Source organism: Pseudophaeobacter arcticus DSM 23566 (assembly GCF_000473205.1).
Classification (GTDB): Bacteria; Pseudomonadota; Alphaproteobacteria; order Rhodobacterales; family Rhodobacteraceae; genus Pseudophaeobacter; species Pseudophaeobacter arcticus.
Genome location: NZ_KI421507.1, coordinates 2,961,057 through 2,979,523 on the forward strand (window position 1 = coordinate 2,961,057; position 18,467 = coordinate 2,979,523).

Annotated in this window: 12 protein-coding genes, 2 tRNA genes, 1 rRNA gene and 1 other annotated feature; of the genes, 9 read left to right on the forward strand and 6 right to left on the reverse strand. The window is 57.5% G+C overall.

Going from position 1 to position 18,467, the window contains the following annotated elements; translation table 11 throughout:
• Nucleotides 1-63 precede the first annotated feature (63 nt).
• Nucleotides 64-593, reverse strand: a sequence feature (23S ribosomal RNA rRNA prediction is too short).
• A 574-nt stretch (nucleotides 594-1,167) separates the two neighbouring features.
• From ARCT_RS0118560 to ARCT_RS0118580, 5 genes are all read right to left on the reverse strand, one after another.
• A tRNA-Ala gene (locus tag ARCT_RS0118560) sits at nucleotides 1,168-1,243 on the reverse strand.
• Between the two features lie 21 nt (nucleotides 1,244-1,264).
• A tRNA-Ile gene (locus ARCT_RS0118565) sits at nucleotides 1,265-1,341 on the reverse strand.
• 313 nt (nucleotides 1,342-1,654) lie between these two features.
• A 16S ribosomal RNA gene (locus ARCT_RS0118570) occupies nucleotides 1,655-3,118 on the reverse strand.
• A gap of 846 nt (nucleotides 3,119-3,964) precedes the next feature.
• Nucleotides 3,965-4,315 (reverse strand): RidA family protein, encoded by a 351-nt coding sequence (locus tag ARCT_RS0118575; RefSeq protein WP_027241414.1) that lies wholly within the window; start codon nucleotides 4,313-4,315, stop codon nucleotides 3,965-3,967.
• Nucleotides 4,316-4,717: 402 nt separating this feature from the next.
• Entirely contained in the window at nucleotides 4,718-5,590 is an 873-nt protein-coding gene (locus ARCT_RS0118580) for a MurR/RpiR family transcriptional regulator (protein ID WP_027241415.1), read from the reverse strand.
• Between the two features lie 159 nt (nucleotides 5,591-5,749).
• On the opposite strand from ARCT_RS0118580, the gene ARCT_RS0118585 reads away from it, so the two are divergent.
• The 7 genes from ARCT_RS0118585 to ARCT_RS0118615 all read left to right on the forward strand — a co-directional run bounded on the left by ARCT_RS0118585 (nucleotide 5,750) and on the right by ARCT_RS0118615 (nucleotide 13,860).
• Nucleotides 5,750-6,535, forward strand: a complete 786-nt coding sequence (locus ARCT_RS0118585) for an N-formylglutamate amidohydrolase (protein WP_027241416.1) — start codon at nucleotides 5,750-5,752, stop codon at nucleotides 6,533-6,535.
• Nucleotides 6,536-6,569: 34 nt separating this feature from the next.
• On the forward strand, nucleotides 6,570-7,124 hold the full coding sequence (locus ARCT_RS0118590; protein WP_379575372.1) for a TRAP transporter small permease subunit: 555 nt from the start codon (nucleotides 6,570-6,572) through the stop codon (nucleotides 7,122-7,124).
• Nucleotides 7,124-8,626, forward strand: a complete 1,503-nt coding sequence (locus tag ARCT_RS0118595; protein ID WP_027241418.1) for a TRAP transporter large permease — start codon at nucleotides 7,124-7,126, stop codon at nucleotides 8,624-8,626. The genes ARCT_RS0118590 and ARCT_RS0118595 overlap by 1 nt, the downstream gene beginning before the upstream one ends.
• Before the next feature lie 79 nt (nucleotides 8,627-8,705).
• Entirely contained in the window at nucleotides 8,706-9,740 is a 1,035-nt protein-coding gene (locus ARCT_RS0118600) for a TRAP transporter substrate-binding protein (RefSeq protein ID WP_027241419.1), read from the forward strand.
• Nucleotides 9,741-9,799: 59 nt separating this feature from the next.
• Nucleotides 9,800-11,161: a glutamine synthetase family protein gene (locus ARCT_RS0118605; RefSeq protein WP_027241420.1), complete on the forward strand. Its 1,362-nt coding sequence runs from the start codon at nucleotides 9,800-9,802 to the stop codon at nucleotides 11,159-11,161.
• A 76-nt stretch (nucleotides 11,162-11,237) separates the two neighbouring features.
• Complete coding sequence (locus tag ARCT_RS0118610) at nucleotides 11,238-12,620, forward strand: aldehyde dehydrogenase family protein (RefSeq protein ID WP_027241421.1); 1,383 nt, start codon at nucleotides 11,238-11,240, stop codon at nucleotides 12,618-12,620.
• Between the two features lie 94 nt (nucleotides 12,621-12,714).
• Complete coding sequence (locus ARCT_RS0118615) at nucleotides 12,715-13,860, forward strand: iron-containing alcohol dehydrogenase (RefSeq protein ID WP_027241422.1); 1,146 nt, start codon at nucleotides 12,715-12,717, stop codon at nucleotides 13,858-13,860.
• 125 nt (nucleotides 13,861-13,985) lie between these two features.
• Here ARCT_RS0118615 and ARCT_RS0118620 read toward each other — a convergent pair whose 3' ends face one another.
• A complete protein-coding gene (locus ARCT_RS0118620; RefSeq protein ID WP_027241423.1) occupies nucleotides 13,986-14,990 on the reverse strand; it encodes a LacI family DNA-binding transcriptional regulator in 1,005 nt (334 codons plus the stop codon).
• 166 nt (nucleotides 14,991-15,156) lie between these two features.
• Here ARCT_RS0118620 and gap point away from each other — a divergent pair, with 166 nt between their 5' ends.
• Both gap and ARCT_RS0118630 read left to right on the forward strand, forming a co-directional pair.
• Nucleotides 15,157-16,167 (forward strand): type I glyceraldehyde-3-phosphate dehydrogenase, encoded by a 1,011-nt coding sequence (gene gap, locus ARCT_RS0118625; protein WP_027241424.1) that lies wholly within the window; start codon nucleotides 15,157-15,159, stop codon nucleotides 16,165-16,167.
• Nucleotides 16,168-16,307: 140 nt separating this feature from the next.
• Entirely contained in the window at nucleotides 16,308-18,305 is a 1,998-nt protein-coding gene (locus ARCT_RS0118630) for a sensor histidine kinase (protein ID WP_027241425.1), read from the forward strand.
• Nucleotides 18,306-18,467 lie beyond the last annotated feature (162 nt).

Genomic DNA, 18,467 nt, shown 5'->3' on the forward strand with positions numbered 1-18,467 from the left:
CAGTCGATGACCCATTATACAAAAGGTACGCTGTCAGGCCGCAAGGGCCCTCCAACTGATTGTAGGCGTTCGGTTTCAGGTACTGTTTCACTCCCCTCGTCGGGGTGCTTTTCACCTTTCCCTCACGGTACTGGTTCACTATCGGTCAGTAAGGAGTACTTAGCCTTCGAAGGTGGTCCTCCGATCTTCAGACAGAATTTCACGTGTTCCGCCCTACTTAATACGTCCTCTCATGCTTCGAATACGGGACTATCACCCGCTATGGTCCTGCTTCCCAACAGGTTCTTCTCACACTCAAGGCTCGGCTGGTCCCCGTTCGCTCGCCGCTACTAGGGGAGTATCAATTGATTTCCTTTCCTCCGGGTACTTAGATGTTTCAGTTCCCCGGGTTTGCTCTTATAAACCTATGTATTCAGTTCATAAGTACCTGGTTAAGAACATTATAAATTACCGAAGCAATTATAATGAACTTTCAGGTGGGTTGCCCCATTCAGAAATTCATGGATCAAAGCTTATTCTCAGCTCCCCATGACTTATCGCAGAGTATCACGTCTTTCATCGCCTCTTACTGCCAAGGCATTCACCAAACGCCCTTCTCGCGCTTGATCTGATCCAGAAATAGAGAGCCACGTTATTTGCGCTACCGCCTATTCGGCTACTTGAGCGCAGATATGATCTCCTGCCGCTTCGCTACTTGAGGACTTGATTAAGTCTCAAACACCGAGCGCCAAAACATCAATGGCAATCAGGATCCAGCCGCTGGTAAGTAGCCGGACCACAATCTCTGAACCAAAAAGCATACTTTCCCATGTTTGATGCCCTATCGCTTCGCTACTTGAGGGCCTGATGTCGGTCAGACCCGGTATCAAAACAGGCGTCAAACATATGTGGTTCCAAAACCTATGCGGAATTGGAACCGGGTTAGTGTACTTGACTTGGACAACTCTGTCGTTTCAAACCGGCATACTCATGGACGTCCGAGGAAACAGACGTGTTCATAAGCTCGCTGTGTAAAACCCGAAGATCTCACCCAGCACCAATCTGAGATCATCCCCACACTCGGGGCGATCAACAGTGTTGTTGATTGTTTCTCTCTTTACGATATCAATTCGTCCAATTGGACGGTTAAGAACTGCGCACAGTGCTTAACGATCTAATTGTCTGTAATGGTGGAGCCTAGGAGGATCGAACTCCTGACCTCCTGAATGCAAATCAGGCGCTCTCCCAGCTGAGCTAAGGCCCCATCTTAATCCCGAAGGATGAGTGGTGGGTCGAGGAGGACTTGAACCTCCGACCTCACGCTTATCAGGCGTGCGCTCTAACCACCTGAGCTACCGACCCGGTTTTCGATTTGCAAAGCAAATCAAAACCCGTGTGCGACAGGGTATTGCAAAGCAATGCCCGAGAGCAGCACTCAGTGGTTATGTCACCAGGCAGCGCCAGATAACGGCTGCTGCCGCGACTTGTCTGAAGAGATATGAGGACGGCTCGGTCCATGTTAGTGTCCTACCGCCTTGCGGCGACGTAAGGACCTAACTGATGTTGAACAGTTTTGATTACTGTTCATTGCTAAGTGTATCACGACTTTTATGCGCTACCGCTTCGCTACTTGAGCGCGTTGGTAACTCAACCAAGTATCTAGATACATCCTTAGAAAGGAGGTGATCCAGCCGCAGGTTCCCCTACGGCTACCTTGTTACGACTTCACCCCAGTCGCTGAACCCACCGTGGTCCGCTGCCCCCTCGAAAGGTTGGCGCACGGCCTTCGGGTAGATCCAACTCCCATGGTGTGACGGGCGGTGTGTACAAGGCCCGGGAACGTATTCACCGCGTCATGCTGTTACGCGATTACTAGCGATTCCGACTTCATGGGGTCGAGTTGCAGACCCCAATCCGAACTGAGACATCTTTTTGGGATTAACCCATTGTTGATGCCATTGTAGCACGTGTGTAGCCCAACCCGTAAGGGCCATGAGGACTTGACGTCATCCACACCTTCCTCCCGCTTATCACGGGCAGTTTCCCTAGAGTGCCCAGCCGAACTGCTGGCAACTAAGGATGTGGGTTGCGCTCGTTGCCGGACTTAACCGAACATCTCACGACACGAGCTGACGACAGCCATGCAGCACCTGTCACTTGGTCTCTTGCGAGAAAACCAGATCTCTCTGGCGGGCCAAGGATGTCAAGGGTTGGTAAGGTTCTGCGCGTTGCTTCGAATTAAACCACATGCTCCACCGCTTGTGCGGGCCCCCGTCAATTCCTTTGAGTTTTAATCTTGCGACCGTACTCCCCAGGCGGAATGCTTAATCCGTTAGGTGTGACACCAACAAGCATGCTTGCTGACGTCTGGCATTCATCGTTTACGGTGTGGACTACCAGGGTATCTAATCCTGTTTGCTCCCCACACTTTCGCACCTCAGCGTCAGTATCGAGCCAGTAAGCCGCCTTCGCCACTGGTGTTCCTCCGAATATCTACGAATTTCACCTCTACACTCGGAATTCCACTTACCTCTCTCGAACTCAAGATCAGGAGTTTACAAGGCAGTTCCAGGGTTGAGCCCTGGGATTTCACCCTATACTTTCTGATCCGCCTACGTGCGCTTTACGCCCAGTAATTCCGAACAACGCTAACCCCCTCCGTATTACCGCGGCTGCTGGCACGGAGTTAGCCGGGGTTTCTTTACCAGATACTGTCATTATCATCTCTGGCGAAAGAGCTTTACGACCCTAAGGCCTTCATCACTCACGCGGCATGGCTGGATCAGGCTTGCGCCCATTGTCCAAGATTCCCCACTGCTGCCTCCCGTAGGAGTCTGGGCCGTGTCTCAGTCCCAGTGTTGCTGATCATCCTCTAAAACCAGCTATAGATCGTAGACTTGGTAGGCCATTACCCCACCAACTATCTAATCTAACGCGGGCCGATCCTTCTCCGATAAATCTTTCCCCCGAAGGGCGTATAAGGTATTACTCACCGTTTCCAGTGGCTATTCCTTAGAGAAGGGCACGTTCCCACGCGTTACTAACCCGTCCGCCGCTCACTCCGAAGAGTGCGCTCGACTTGCATGTGTTAAGCCTGCCGCCAGCGTTCGTTCTGAGCCAGGATCAAACTCTCAAGTTGAAAAGCAATCGCTTGCTTATCCTTGACGTTCGAACCTCTGCACATCTCCAATACTCAGGGCCACCCTTGGGGGCAGGCCCATATGTTCACCCGGCTAAGGATTGAACACGCATTGGAAGTCATCTGTTTGATGTACACAGTTTTCATAAGAAAACAGTGAACCGTTCAAACAGTGAAGCTGACACTCTATCATCGCGCTACCGCTGCGCTACTTGAGCGCCGCAATATTACTAAGAGCGTTGATATACAGACGTTGATCCATCGAAACGAACCAAACCGCCCACATATCTCTTCAGTTATCATCAATGTCAAAGAGCAACACCCAAAGGCCAAAAACAAGACCACCGCGCCAATTCCTTAGCGCAACCGCCTCATCACACCCCTCAGATGCCCCGGTCTCTCCCGAGCGTCACAACCGTCTCTCCGGCCCGTCCGGCCGCCGAAGCAACCCCACCAAACCGCGTCGCCGCTGCCGGTAGAGGGGGTTCTAAGTATAACCCGCAGGACCCGCAACCCAAAAACCAATCAAATCACAACTTTCTGCAAAAGAAATGTGAAAATCAAACAATAACAACACATTACACGGAGAATTCCCGGCAAACAAACCCCAAAAAACAGACCCGACACCCCTGCCCCAAACCACAAACACCCCAAACCGGCACTTACCCACAACAATACCCACAGACTCACAACAAGGAATCAAATTCCAGACACACAAAACAACGCAAAAACACAAAACAGACGATGAATATCCCTGCCCACAAACAAAAAGGGCCCGACCATAGGTCGCGCCCTCAGTAACCTGTCCGGGGACTCAAACCCCGGACAAGTCGGAATATCTACGCCTCAGGCCTTGGCGGCCGTCACCAGGAACTCCACCAGGAAATCTGGCAGGGCCAGCTTGGCCTCACCACAGGCGCGGGCCGGCGTATTGCCCTCGGGCACCCAGGCATCCCAGACAGCGTTCATCTCTTCAAAGTCGGCCATATCGGCCAGCCAGATGGTGGTCTGCAGGATGCGGGTCTTGTCAGACCCGACCTCAGCCAGCAGGGCGTCGATCTTATCCAGACAGTCCTGGGTCTGTTGCGCCACGCTGGCGCCTTTGGTGCCAACCTGACCAGCCAGATAGATCGTATCGCCATGGGTAACGATCTGGCTCATGCGGGGGCCTGTGTGCAGGCGGGTGATTTCTGACATCGATATTCTGTCCTATTTTGAAGAGTTGAAGACCGGGCCAACCATGCCCAGCAAGAAAGGGTCCAGCGTCACCTCTATTGAGACGGAAGCCAAGCCCCATTCGTAGTGATGCAGAACTTGCGATCGACCTGACGCCCGCCCATCTCAGCACTCGGTGCTGGCAAGTGCCACAGCAGCATGGGCCCCAGTTTCAGGGTAGGACCACGTCACCGCGTCCCCCATCGAATTGCCAGCCCGTGAATAGAGCATCCTCTCAGCAGCCCGCATGGCATCAAGGTCACTGGGATGAACAAGGTCACTGGGATGAAGCGGTGATTTCACCAACATTCGGCTCAGCGCGCCTGCAGCCAGTGGAGCCCCCCCCGGAATTCGATCAGATTCAGGGCAGACCCTGGCGCGACGTCAGGAAAACTTGCGGAACAACCGGGTGGTGTCAAAGAGCTCATCCAGGCGATCATATCGCTCCTTGGTCTTATCCCAGCTTTCTTCCTGGGTGGCGGCAATCATCGCCTCCAGCAGCATCATCGTTGCAATATTGGAATCCCATGCCGAGGGGATCTCAACCCAGCAATTGAAAGTGTGTTCAGCCACCGCAGCCACCGGGCTGGCCCATTGATCAGTGATCAGCAGCACTTTGACACCGCGTTCGGCAGCCAGTTCGGCGAGCCGTTGCAGGTTGGTCTCGTAGCGGCGCACGTCAAACATCAGCAGGGTGTCACCTGCCTCCATGTCCAACACGTAGTGCGGCCAGGTGGCGGAGGAGGACGTCATATGTGTAACCCGCTGCCGGATTGCCTGAAAATGAGTAAAGGCATAGTCAGCCAGAGCCCGAGTGATCCGCCCGCCAACCACATAAAGGCGTGCTTCGGTATTGGCGAGCTGCCGCACAGCCGCATCAAACTGCCCCGAATCCACATTGGAGAAGGTCTGGCTGAGGTTATCGGTCACCGCCTGGGAAAACCGGTTGAGCATATGCCCCTCTGGCGCCTCGGAGGCCCAGTTGGCGCGCCGCTGCGTCGGCCCCGAGACTTTGGCCTGCAGCTCTTTGAGCAGGGCTTGATGGAACTGTGGATAGCCCTTGAACCCCAGCTTTTGCACCATCCGCGCCACAGTGGGCGTCGAGACATCGGCGTTGGAGGCCACAATAGTGATCGAGGCCAACCCCGCCGCCGGGTAGTTCTCCAGCAGAGAATTGGCAAATTTGCGCTCTGATTGGGTCAGCGTTGTATATTGATCCCGGATCAGCTCTCGCACGGTGTGCGGTGGTTTGGTCACGGCGGCATCCCTCCTCGGGGTGATCAAAAAACAGGCGACAGGAGACAGGGTATATCCGAAACAACCCTGTCGATACCAGCTTCGGAGAAATCTCTTCTGAAATAATATTGACAGAAATATTGCTTCATGAAAAGATTTTTCCAAAATGAGGAGGGATGAATGACGTTGAGCGATTCCTATGCTCGCTGTGAGGCTTACGAAGTATTCAACGGCACAGGCCGTGGTGGTGCTTTGATCCTTTGCGAGCACGCCAGTCACCGCATCCCGCATCGCTACGGCGATCTGGGATTGGCAGAGACTGATCGCCAGAGCCATGCGGCCTGGGATCCCGGCGCGCTGGCGCTGGCAAAGGCCCTGTCCGACGCCCTGGAGTCGCCGCTGATTGCCTCGCGCATTTCCCGGCTTGTTTATGACTGCAACCGCCCGCCAGAGGCGGCTTCGGCAATGCCGGCAAAATCTGAACTGATTGAGGTGCCCGGCAACGTCGACCTGACTGACGCGCAACGCGCGGAACGCACCCACACGGTCTATCAGCCCTTCATCACCGCCGTCAGCCGGATGATCGAAGCACGCAGGGCCGAGGGGCTGCCAACCGCGCTGATCACCATCCACAGCTTTACGCCGGTTTATTATGGCACCCCCCGGGCAGTAGAGATCGGTATTCTACACGACAGCGACAGCCGGCTTGCCGATGCCATGCTGGCGCAGGCCCCTGCCCTGTCGCAGCGTCGGGTGGAACGCAATGAGCCCTACGGACCAGCAGATGGTGTGACCCATTCCCTGCGGATCCATGGTCTGGAAAACGGGCTTGCCAATGTGATGATCGAAGTCCGCAACGATCTGCTGCGCACAGCTCAGGAGGAAGCCCAGATGGCCGATGAGCTGTTGACCCTGCTGCGCCCGGCGCTGGCAGCCCTACAGACCGAAGGAGGCGCCAGTGCCTAAATTCATTCTGCGCTACATTCGCGCCGTGGAGGCGATGAACCGGGTGATTGGTCGCTTTGCCATGTATCTGATCTTTGCCCTCATCGCGGTGCTCTTGTGGTCCTCGGTCTCCAAGGTCTTTTTCAATCCCTCGCTTTGGACCCTGGAGATGGCTCAGTTCATCATGGTGGCCTACTACATCCTTGGCGGGCCCTACTCGATGCAGATGGGGTCAAACGTGCGGATGGATCTGTTCTACGGTGGCTGGACCACCCGGACCAAGGCCTTTGTCGATGCCTTTACCGTCTTGTTCCTGATGGTCTACCTCGGCATCCTTCTGTACGGCGCGGTCAGCTCGATGGCCTATAGTCTTGGCTATTTTGGGCTAGAACCCTTTTCCTTCTTTGGCGATATCATCGTGACCGCCTTTACCGATGGGCCAGATGCCGCCTGGGGAAAGATTGGCTATATCGAGCGCAGCTCCACCGCCTGGCGCCCCTATCTGTGGCCAGTAAAATCCATCCTCTGCTTCGGTGTCTTCCTGATGCTGTTGCAATGTCTTGCCGAATTGTTCCGCGATATCGGACGCCTTCGCGGAGTTGAAATCTGATGCCCTATGAATTGATCGCCGTTGTCATGTTTGCCGGCATGATGCTGATGCTTATGACCGGCCAACGCGTGTTTGGCGCTATCGGCTTTGTTGGTGCTGTCGCTGGTATGCTGCTGTGGGGCACCGGCGGGGTCGAGATCCCCTTTGCCGCCTCGATGAAGCTGATGAAATGGTACCCGCTGCTGACCCTGCCGATGTTCATCTTTATGGGCTATGTGCTGTCGGAGTCCAAAATTGCCGATGATCTTTACCGGATGTTCCACGTCTGGATGGGACCGGTGCAGGGTGGTCTGGCCATTGGCACCATCGGGTTGATGGTGCTGGTCTCTGCCATGAATGGTCTCTCGGTGGCTGGCATGGCCATTGGTGCCACCATCGCCCTGCCCGAGCTGCTGCGCCGGGGCTATGACAAAATCCTGGTCACTGGCACCATCCAGGCCGGGTCCAGTCTGGGCATTCTGGTGCCGCCTTCGGTGGTTCTGGTGCTCTATGCGATGATCGCGCGTCAGCCCGTGGGGCAGCTCTGGCTGGCAGGTGTGGTGCCTGGTCTGCTGATGGCGGTCATGTTCATCATCTACATCTATATCCGCGCCAAGATGCAGCCCGACCTTGGCCCCGCCATGACCCCCGAGGATCTGGCGGAGTATGACCAGATCAGCACCCATCCGCTGCGGCTGAACTACATCGTGCTGGCCGCAATTATACTGGTGCCGCTGCTGGTCAAGCTCGACACCATCGCGCCCAAATCGGCCATTGGCTTTTTCCTTGCGGCCGCCGTGCTGGCCTTTGTCACCCGCAGCCAACCACTGTTTTACCGGGATGTGTTCCTGAAGGAAAAACACCGCCTGCTGTTTTCCGGCGTCCTCCCCCTGGCGATCTTTGCCACCATGATGGTCCCCTTTGTGAATGGCTGGACCTCGCTGGTTGAAAGCTCGGCGATCGGGGCCATGACGGCCTTTATCGCCGCCATCCTCAAAGGCCGGATGAACAAGGCGGTGTTTGAAACCACCGTCCGGTCCACCCTGGGGATTTCCTGCATGTTCATGTGGATCATCCTTGCCGCCCTTGGCTTTGGCGCCATCTTTGACGGGCTGGGCGCGGTGAAGGCCATCGAGGATCTGTTTACCGCGCAGCTGGGGCTCAGCCCCTGGATGATCCTGATCCTGATGCAGCTGAGCTTTATCATCATGGGCACCTTCCTGGACGACACCGCCATGCTGGTGATTGTCGCGCCGCTGTATGTGCCACTGGTGGGCGCGCTTGGCTTTGATCTGATCTGGTATGGGGTGCTTTATACCATCACCACGCAGATCGCCTATATGACCCCGCCCTTTGGCTACAATCTGTTCCTGATGCGCGCCATGGCGCCGCCAGAAATTGGCCTCAAGGACATCTATATCTCCATCATCCCCTTTGCCGCTGTCATGGTGGTGGCGCTGGCCCTGATCATGGCCTTCCCACAGATCGCCCTGTGGCTGCCAGACCTGGTCTACGGCAAGTGATGGAACACCCGGATAACCCAAAAAGAGCCCTGCTCGGGGGCCTGATTTCAAGACCGAAATGCAACAAGGAGTGATAGTAATGACAACAAGACGCAAGTTTCTGCAAACCGCCAGTGTGGGGGCAATGGCCGCCCCATTGGCGACCCCGGCACTGGCGAGCTCGACCATCAAATGGCGGATGCAGACCTATGCCGGCACCGCCCTGGCGGAGCACGTGGTGAAACCCGCCATCGACATGTTCAACAAGATCGCAGGCGACCGCATGCAGATCGAACTGTACTACGCCGATCAGCTGGTCCCCACAGGTGAGCTGTTCCGCGCCATGCAGCGCGGCACCATTGACGCCGTGCAGTCGGATGATGACTCGATGGCCTCGCCCACCGAGGTCACCGTTTTTGGCGGCTACTTCCCCTTTGGCTCGCGCTACTCGCTCGATGTGCCCGTGCTGTTCAACCAGTATGGCCTGAACGAGATCTGGGACGAGGAATATTCCAAGGTTGGCGTCAAACACATCTCTGCCGGTTCATGGGATCCCTGCCACTTTGCCACCAAAGACCCGATCCGCAGCCTCGCTGACCTCAAAGGCAAGCGCGTCTTCACCTTCCCAACTGCGGGCCGGTTCCTCAGCCAGTTTGGCGTCGTGCCTGTCACCCTGCCCTGGGAAGACATCGAAGTCGCCCTGCAAACCGGCGAACTCGACGGCGTTGCCTGGTCCGGCATCACCGAAGACTATACCGTCGGCTGGGCCGATGTGACCAACTACTTCCTGACCAACAACATCTCTGGTGCCTGGGCAGGATCCTTCTTTGCCAACCAGGGCCGCTGGAACGAGCTGCCCGAAGATCTGCAGACCCTGTTCCGCGTCTGCTGTGACCAGTCGCACTACTACCGTCAGTGGTGGTATTGGGGTGGCGAAGCCTCCCTGCGGGTCAATGGTCCCAAGATGGAGCTCACCTCGATTCCAGATGCTGAATGGAAAACCGTCGAAGACGCTGCGGTCAAATTCTGGGATGAAATCGCCGCCGAAAGCCCCACCAAGGCCAAGGTTGTCGAGATCTTCAAGAAGTATAACTCTGACATGCAAAAAGCCGGTCGCCCCTACCGCTACGGCTAAATCAATCTGTCCCGGCGTCGCTGGTGCCGGGACACCCTATCTAAACAGGAAAATGCCCCATGACTGGTGTTCTGAGTTTTGACGATCTGAAAGCCCAAGTTGCCGCCGGCGACGTGGATACCGTGCTGGTTTGCCTTGTGGACATGCAGGGCCGCCTGATGGGCAAGCGTTTTCACGCCGGGCACTTTATAAATGGCGCCTGGGAAGAGACCCATTGCTGCAACTACCTGCTGGCCACCGATCTGGAAATGGCAACGCCGGATGGGTTTGCCTCGACCAGCTGGGAGTCGGGCTACGGCGATTATGTGATGAAGCCGGATCTGACCACCCTGCGTCCTCTGCCCTGGCTGGACGGCACGGTGATGGTGCTCTGTGATGTGCTGGATCATCACCACCACAAAGAGGTCCCCCATAGCCCCCGCGCCATTCTGAAAAAACAGATCCGCCGCCTTGACGCGCTTGGCTTTGACGCCATGACCGCGACCGAGCTGGAGTTTTTCCTGTTCGAGAAAAGCTTTGACGAGATCCGCAAATCCGAATTCCGTGATCTGCAGCCCATTTCGGGCTACAATGAGGACTACAATATCCTGCAGACCACCAAGGAAGAGCACGTGATGCGCCCGCTGCGCAATCATCTGTGGAACGCCGGTATCCCGGTGGAATGTACCAAGGGCGAGGCCGAGACCGGCCAGGAAGAGCTGAACATCAAATATGGCCGCGCTCAGGATACTGCGGATTTCCATACCATTGCCAAGCACGCCACCAAGGAAATCGCCTGGCAGCAGGGCCACGCGGTGACCTTCCTGCCCAAATGGCGCCACGACAAGGTTGGCTCGTCCAGCCATGTGCACCAATCGCTGTGGAAAGATGGCAAACCCGCCTTTTATGACGCGCAAGATGCACTTGGCATGTCCGATCTGATGAAGAACTACATGGCAGGGCTGCTGAAATATGCACCTGACTACACCTATTTCATGGCGCCCTATATCAACAGCTACAAGCGCTTCATGAAGGGCACCTTTGCCCCCACCCGCATCATCTGGTCGGTCGACAACCGCACCGCCGGCTATCGCCTTTGTGGTGTTGGCAGCAAATCAATCCGCGTCGAATGCCGCATTCCGGGGTCGGATATGAACCCCTACCTGGCGATGGCGGCCATGCTGGCCGCGGGTATTGCGGGTATCGAGGAAGGGCTGCAGCTACAGGCGCCTGCATCTGGCGATGTCTATCAGGGCGACAGCGGTATGATCCCGGAAACCCTGCGCGACGCCCGCCTCAGCCTCAAGGACTCTGCGATGCTGCGCGCTGCCATGGGCGACGATGTGGTGGAACACTATACCCGTGCAGCCGAGGTTGAGATCGAAAATTTCGACCGCGTGGTCACGGATTATGAAATCGCCCGCGGGTTTGAGCGCGCCTAAAGGCGCGCGGCCTTCGGCGAAGGTATTTTAGGCAAGATGAAAGGGCGCGGCCCTTTCCAATGAGATGAGGAAGACCATGGGCCAGACCCTGAAATGTATCTCTCCGATTGACGGATCGGTTTTTGCAGAGCGCGAGACCCTGTCCAAAGACGAAGGGTTTGCTGTTGCCAGTGCGGCGCGCGCGGCGCAAAAAGCCTGGGCGGCGCGTCCGCTGCAAGAGCGTATCGACTTGGTTATGGCGGGTGTTGCCGCCGTTGGCGCCATGAATGACGAAATTGTGCCGGAGCTGGCCCATATGATGGGTCGCCCGGTGCGCTATGGCGGCGAGTTTGGCGGCTTTAACGAGCGCAGCGCCTACATGGCAGAGATTGCCGAAACTGCGCTGGCAGATATCGAAGTTGGCGATGATGCTGACTTTAAACGCTACATCAAGCGGGTGCCACATGGGGTTGTCTTTATCGTCGCCCCCTGGAACTACCCCTATATGACCGCCATCAACACGCTGGCGCCGGCCTTGATTGCAGGCAATACAGTGGTTTTGAAACATGCCACACAAACCCTGCTTGTTGGTGAGCGGATGGCGGCGGCGTTCCAATCTGCTGGGGTGCCGGCTGAGGTATTCCAGAACGTCTTCCTGGATCATGACACCACCTCGACCCTGATTGCTGAGCGCGCCTTTGACTTTGTCAATTTCACCGGATCGGTTGGCGGCGGCCAGGCGATGGAACGGGCTGCGGCAGGCACCTTTACGGGTGTCGGCACCGAATTGGGCGGCAAAGATCCGGGCTATGTGATGGAAGACGCCGATCTGGATGCTGCCGTCGACACGCTTATTGACGGCGCCATGTTCAATGCCGGTCAGTGTTGCTGCGGCATTGAACGCATCTATGTTCACGAAAGCCTTTATGATGAGTTTGTCGCCAAGGCCGTAGAGATCGTCAAAGGGTACAAGCTTGGCAACCCACTGGATGAGGCCACAACCATGGGTCCAATGGCCAATGTGCGATTTGCCGCCGAAGTCCGCGCCCAGATCGACGAGGCCGTCGCCGCAGGGGCTGTGGCGCATATCGACACCATGGCCGAAGACGACGGTGGCGCCTATCTGACGCCGCAAATCCTGACAAATGTCACCCATGAAATGCGGGTGATGCGGGACGAAAGCTTTGGCCCGGTGGTTGGCATCATGAAAGTGTCGTCGGACGCCGAAGCGATCGCCCTGATGAATGACAGCGAATTTGGCCTCACCGCCTCGCTTTGGACCCGTGATCTGGACCGCGCCGCCCGCATCGGTGACGAGATCGAAACCGGTACCGTCTTCCTGAACCGTGCGGATTACCTCGATCCCGGCCTGTGCTGGACCGGTTGCAAAAATACCGGCCGCGGCGGGGGATTGTCCGTCATCGGCTACCAGAACCTCACCCGGCCCAAAAGCTATCACCTGAAAAAACGCACAGCCTAGCTGTTTTCATCTTTCTAACAACAGTCCGGGGGAGCTTGCCGCTAGGCAAGTGGGGGGAGCACCCCCTGCCCCGCTCCATCACAGGAAAACGCATATGTCTCTCGTTGGAAACTGGTCCTATCCGACCGCAATCAAATTTGGCGCTGGCCGGATTAAAGAACTGGGCGAAGCCTGCGCTGCCGCCGGAATCAAAAAACCGCTACTGGTCACTGACAAGGGGCTCGCGGACCTGCCCGTCACCCAAAGCACCCTCGACATCATGGAGGCCGCAGGCCTGGGGCGGGGGATGTTTTTTGAGGTCGACCCCAACCCAAATGAGAAGAACCTGGAGGCCGGTGTTGCGGCCTATAATGCAGGCGGCCATGATGGTGTTATCGCCTTTGGCGGCGGCTCCGGTTTGGATCTGGGCAAAATGGTCGCCTTTATGGCGGGCCAGACCCGGCCAATCTGGGATTTTGAAGACATTGGCGACTGGTGGACCCGCGCTGACGCGGATGCCATCGCACCCATTATCGCCGTTCCGACAACAGCAGGGACCGGATCCGAAGTGGGCCGGGCCAGCGTCATCACCGACAGCGTCAGCCATGTAAAAAAGATCATTTTCCACCCCAAGGTGCTGCCTACTGTGGTGATCTGTGATCCCGAATTGACTGTTGGCATGCCCAAATTCATCACGGCCGGTACAGGTCTTGATGCCTTTGCCCATTGTGTCGAGGCCTTTTCCTCGCCGCACTATCACCCCATGTCGCAGGGCATTGCACTGGAGGGCATGCGTCTGGTCAAAGACTATCTCCCCCGTGCCTATGCCGATGGTACAGATATCGAGGCCCGCGCGCAGATGATGTCAGCGGCCGCCATGGGCGCAACTGGTTTTCAGAAGGGCCTCGGCGCCATTCACGCCATGAGCCATCCAATCGGGGCCCATTTCAACACCCACCACGGCACCACCAATGCCGTTTGTATGCCAGCGGTGCTGGAGTTCAACGCCCCCGAAATTGCCGACCGGTTCACGATGGCCGCGGCCTATTTGGGTATCGAAGGTGGCTTTGACGGGTTTCGGGCCTATGTGCAGCAGCTGAACGACAGCATGGGCATTCCGCGCAGCCTGTCGGATCTGGGCGTGACCGAAGCCTCGATCCCAGATCTGGTCAAAGGCGCGATCATTGACCCCTCTTGTGGCGGCAACCCCATTGAGCTGACTGAGGCCAATCTCACCGAACTGTTCAAAGCCGCTCTTTGAGGGCGCAGGCCACAGGCCGATTAGGTGCAAAATAGAACAGGCCCCTCAGACATACTCTGAGGGGCCTGTTGTTTTGCCTCGCTTGGAATCCGGGGCACCCAAAACAGCCAGAAACCAGAGAGCCCCTAAAGTGACTGCCCCAGGCTGATGCTCGGGCTGAGGGTTTCGCAAACGGGTCCCAGTTCCGCACTGCTGTCGCGGGCTTTGAGGATGATTTCTGCCGCACGTTCCCCAATGGGCCGTCGGCAGGCATCCGTTGTGGCCAGCTGCAACGGCAGGCCTTCGAGGATCTGTAGGTTATTGAACCCGGCCAGCGCCACGTCCCGCGGCACCTCCAGCCCCGCCGCCAGGCAATGCATATAGCCGCCCACGCTCATCACATCGCTGGAATAGTAGATGCAGTCCAAATCGGGTTGCCGCGTCAACATCTGTGCGGTCAGCTGCCGCCCGGTGGCAATCGAGCTGTCCCCGGAATAGTGCTCAAGATCCACCAGCGCCACGCCCTGCTCTGCCAGGGTTTCCGTAAAGCCATCAAACCGTTTGCGGGCGCGAAAATCCTGCGGCATCTTGGTACCGATAAAGCCGATACGTCGGTAGCCCCGCGCCAGAATTTGCGCCGCCATGTCCCGCCCCGCCTGCAAATGGGAAATGCCAACGCAGTGTCGCAATGGTGTGCCATCCACATCCATCACCTCGACCACCGGACAATCTGCCTGCAACAGCATACGCCGGGTTGCATCGTTGTGCTCCAGCCCGGCCACGATCACCCCGGAAGGTCGCCAGCTCAGCATCTCGCGGATGACCTCCTCTTCCTCATCCAGCTCATAGCCTGAAATCCCAACCACGGGTTTTAGCGGGCTTTGCTTCAAGACCGAGGAAATTCCGGACAGCACCTCGGGGAAGACAAAACTGTTGAGCGAGGGGACCACCACCGCCACCAGGTTCACCGATTGCGACGAGAGAGAGCCTGCAATGCGATTGGGCACATAGCCATGGGCGCGGGCAATTTCTTCGACCTTGGCGCGGGTTGATTTGGAAACATCCCGAGCGCCACGAAGCGCGCGACTGGCGGTCATCTCGCTGACACCGGCTAGCCGGGCAACATCCTTCAGGAGCATTTTTTTAGTCATGGGCGCATGGTCCTGCACTTCGCGCTCCACCGCAAGGGCTGCTGAGCAAAACTACAAGATTGAGGGTTGCTTTCTCACTTCGTTAGCGATAACGGTACGACACCCGTTATCGCTAACGTCAAAAACCTCTCATCCCCTTCTCTTGCCTACAATTCGGAGTCTCCATATGACCCTCAAAATCGCAATCAATGGATTTGGCCGCATTGGCCGTGGTGTAATGCGCGCGCTTTTGGAAAACGGCGGCGGGGACATCGAAGTGGTGGCGATAAATGATCTGGCCCCGGTAGAAACCCTGGCGCATCTGCTGAAATATGACTCCGTGCATGGACGTCTGAAAACGCCAGTTGAAACGGGCGCAGACCACATGATCCTGGCCGGAAAGACCATTCGCCTGACCGCAATGCGCGATCCCAAAGATCTGCCCTGGGCGGATGTGGACATTGCCTTTGAATGCACCGGGCATTTCACCAGCCGCACCGCAGCTGCCGCCCATTTGGCCAATGGCTCCAAACGCGTGCTGCTTTCGGCACCGGGCAAGGAAATGGATCGCACCGTGGTTTACGGCGTCAACCACATGGCGCTCACCGCTGAGGATCTGATTGTCTCCAATGCCTCCTGCACCACCAATTGCCTGGCACCGCTGGCGCAGGTGCTGGATCAGAACTTTGGCATTCAGACCGGATATATGACCACGATCCACGCCTATACCGGCGATCAACCCACCCATGACAGCCCCCATAGCGATCTTTACCGCGGGCGTGCTGCCGCCCTGTCGATGGTGCCAACCTCCACCGGCGCGGCCCGCGCGATCGCCGAAGTGCTGCCGCAGCTCAAAGGCCGCCTCGAAGGCTCTGCCATCCGGGTGCCAACCCCCAATGTTTCCATGGTGGATCTGAGCTTCATGCCCGAGCGCCCCGCAACGGTAGAAGCGATCAATGCAGCGGTCCGGGCGGCAGCTGAGGGGCCGCTAAAGGGCGTACTCTCCTATGAGGAAGACCCGATGGTCTCGGTTGATTTCAACCATGATCCCCATTCCTCCTGTTTTGCTGCTGCGCAAACCTCGGTGACGGCCGCAGGGCTGATCCGGGTGGTGAGCTGGTATGACAATGAATGGGGTTTTTCCAACCGGATGCTGGACACGGCAGGGCACATGGGCGGCCTGATCAAGGCCGCCTAACCAGCCCTTCCCTCCCCCAGACCAACAGCCAGCCAGGTGCCGCAGCGCCTGGCTTTTCCTTGCAATGTTGCATCCGGAGATGGCAGTCTGACAGGATGCAAACGGGGGGGCTAGCCCCCCCGCCCAGGGGAGAGAAGCAGCTGAAATCCGTCCGTCTCAGATTGCTCTTGCTGGCGCTGTTGCCCCTCGCCGTGCTGATGCCGTTGCTGCTGACACTGGCGATGGCACGGTGGAATGCGGATTATGACGCAGTGCTCATCGCCAAGGTGGAAAGCGATTTGCGCATTGCCGAGCAATATCTGGGTCATCTGCAAACTGGCAGCGCCGAAAGCCTGCGCAGCATTGCCAATTCCACCGCCTTTCAGCGGGCGCTGACCAAAGGCCCTGCAGAGGTTCAGGCCCACCTGCAGGCGCTGCGCGATGACTTGCAACTGGACTTTCTGGAATATCTCACGCTTGCCGAACTGACGCCTGCCCTGGGACAATGGCCAGTCATTCAGGCCGCAACCAAGGGGCAGCGCGCGTCGCAGATTGATATTTTCTCCGCTCAGGACCTCGCGGATGCAGCACCTCATCTGGCAGATCAGGCCCGCATTTCCCTGATCGAAACCGAAGCTGCCGCGCCAACCTCGCGCCAGGTTGAAGACCGCGGCATGGTGCTGCACACGGCCGCCCCCGTTGTCACCCTGGGCCACCATGGCGTGCTGCGCGGTGGCCGACTGCTCAATCGAAACCTCGGCTTTATCGACACGCTCAATGCGCTGGTCTACCTCGGCGGCCCCGCTGAACAGAACCGTCAGGGCACCGCGACCCTGTTTCTTGACGATACCCGCATCTCTACCAATGTGCGCCTGTTCGAGGAGGTGCGCGCCCTTGGCACCCGCGTTTCGGCGGTGGTGCGCAACAAGGTGCTGGGAGAGGGGCTGACCTGGCTCAATCGCGCCTTTGTGGTCAATGACTGGTATATCTCGGGCTACCTGCCCCTGACGGACAGCTATGGCGCCCGGGTGGGTATGCTTTACGTCGGGTTTCTCGAAGCGCCTTATACAACTGCAAAGAACGAGGCCTACTGGACCATTGTTGCCGTGTTCCTGGCTGTTCTGGCGCTGTCCGCTCCCCTCTTCCTATGGCTGGCCAAGGGTATCTTCTCACCGCTGGAGCGGATGAGCCTGACCATGAAACGGGTGGAACGTGGCGATCTGACTGCGCGCAATGGCAGCACCGGGCGGCAGGATGAAATTGGACAGGTGGCAGGACATCTCGACAGTCTTCTGGACCAGATCCAGGAGCGCGACCAACGTCTGCGCGATTGGGCCGGGGAGCTGAACCAGCGGGTTGATCAGCGCACGGCAGAGCTGCGCGCGGCCAATGAAAAACTGGAAGAGACCTTCCAACAACTGGTGGTGAGTGAAAAGCTCGCCTCGATCGGAGAAATCACCGCCGGGGTCGCCCATGAGATCAACAATCCGGTGGCCGTGATCCAGGGCAATGTTGATGTGATCCGCATGACACTGGGCCCGGACGCAGAGGAGGTGGTGACCGAGCTGGATCTCATCGACAATCAGGTCATGCGTATTGGCGCCATCGTCGGCAAGCTGCTGCAATTTGCCCGACCCTCAGAATTTGGCACGTTTGAAGAACGCCTGGATCTTGCGCCTCTGGTCAGTGACTGCCTAGTTCTGGTGGATCATGTGGTTGCGCGGCAGGCAATCCAGGTGGAAAAACGGTTTGATCAGGGGGCGCAGGCTGCCCCCCCTGTCCGCATCGACCCCGGAGAGCTGCAACAGGTGGTGATCAATCTTATCCTCAACGCCGCCCAGGCTATGGAGGGCCACGGCACTTTAACCCTGTCGTTGCAGGCCAGTGACCGCGACGGGCGCAGTGGTGCCCTGCTCACAGTTGCTGACAGCGGCTGCGGCATCCCCGAGGAACATCTCGCAGCGGTGTTCAATCCATTTTACACCACCAAACTTGGCGAGGGCACAGGCCTTGGGCTCTCGATCAGTCAGACCCTGATCCAGCGGGCTGGCGGACGAATTACCGTGCGCAACCGCCAAGGCGGTGGGGCAGCTTTTTCCATTTGGCTGCCCTCGGCAGAAGGTCAGCAAGACAGCGCAACCACAACAGCGGCTCAATAAGCGGCAGATTGATACCCTGTCTTAATACCCCGTTTAATACCCTGCCGCGCAATTTGACGAAATACCCGCGTTCCGGACGCCCCCGCGCCGTGCCCAGCACGGCGCTCGGCCCAAGGCCATTGGCGCGGTTCTGGCTTCGCCAGAACTGAGACTGGGCGCGGG

What these genes read in the sequence shown, in the direction of transcription:
- ARCT_RS0118575 (WP_027241414.1), bottom strand. Translation starts at nt 4,315, where the DNA reads ATGTCAGAAATCACCCGCCTGCACACAGGCCCCCGCATGAGCCAGATC.
- ARCT_RS0118610 (WP_027241421.1), top strand. Translation starts at nt 11,238, where the DNA reads ATGGGCCAGACCCTGAAATGTATCTCTCCGATTGACGGATCGGTTTTT.
- gap (WP_027241424.1), top strand. Translation starts at nt 15,157, where the DNA reads ATGACCCTCAAAATCGCAATCAATGGATTTGGCCGCATTGGCCGTGGT.
- ARCT_RS0118585 (WP_027241416.1), top strand. Translation starts at nt 5,750, where the DNA reads ATGACGTTGAGCGATTCCTATGCTCGCTGTGAGGCTTACGAAGTATTC.
- ARCT_RS0118605 (WP_027241420.1), top strand. Translation starts at nt 9,800, where the DNA reads ATGACTGGTGTTCTGAGTTTTGACGATCTGAAAGCCCAAGTTGCCGCC.
- ARCT_RS0118615 (WP_027241422.1), top strand. Translation starts at nt 12,715, where the DNA reads ATGTCTCTCGTTGGAAACTGGTCCTATCCGACCGCAATCAAATTTGGC.
- ARCT_RS0118590 (WP_379575372.1), top strand. Translation starts at nt 6,570, where the DNA reads ATGAACCGGGTGATTGGTCGCTTTGCCATGTATCTGATCTTTGCCCTC.
- ARCT_RS0118600 (WP_027241419.1), top strand. Translation starts at nt 8,706, where the DNA reads ATGACAACAAGACGCAAGTTTCTGCAAACCGCCAGTGTGGGGGCAATG.
- ARCT_RS0118620 (WP_027241423.1), bottom strand. Translation starts at nt 14,990, where the DNA reads ATGACTAAAAAAATGCTCCTGAAGGATGTTGCCCGGCTAGCCGGTGTC.
- ARCT_RS0118595 (WP_027241418.1), top strand. Translation starts at nt 7,124, where the DNA reads ATGCCCTATGAATTGATCGCCGTTGTCATGTTTGCCGGCATGATGCTG.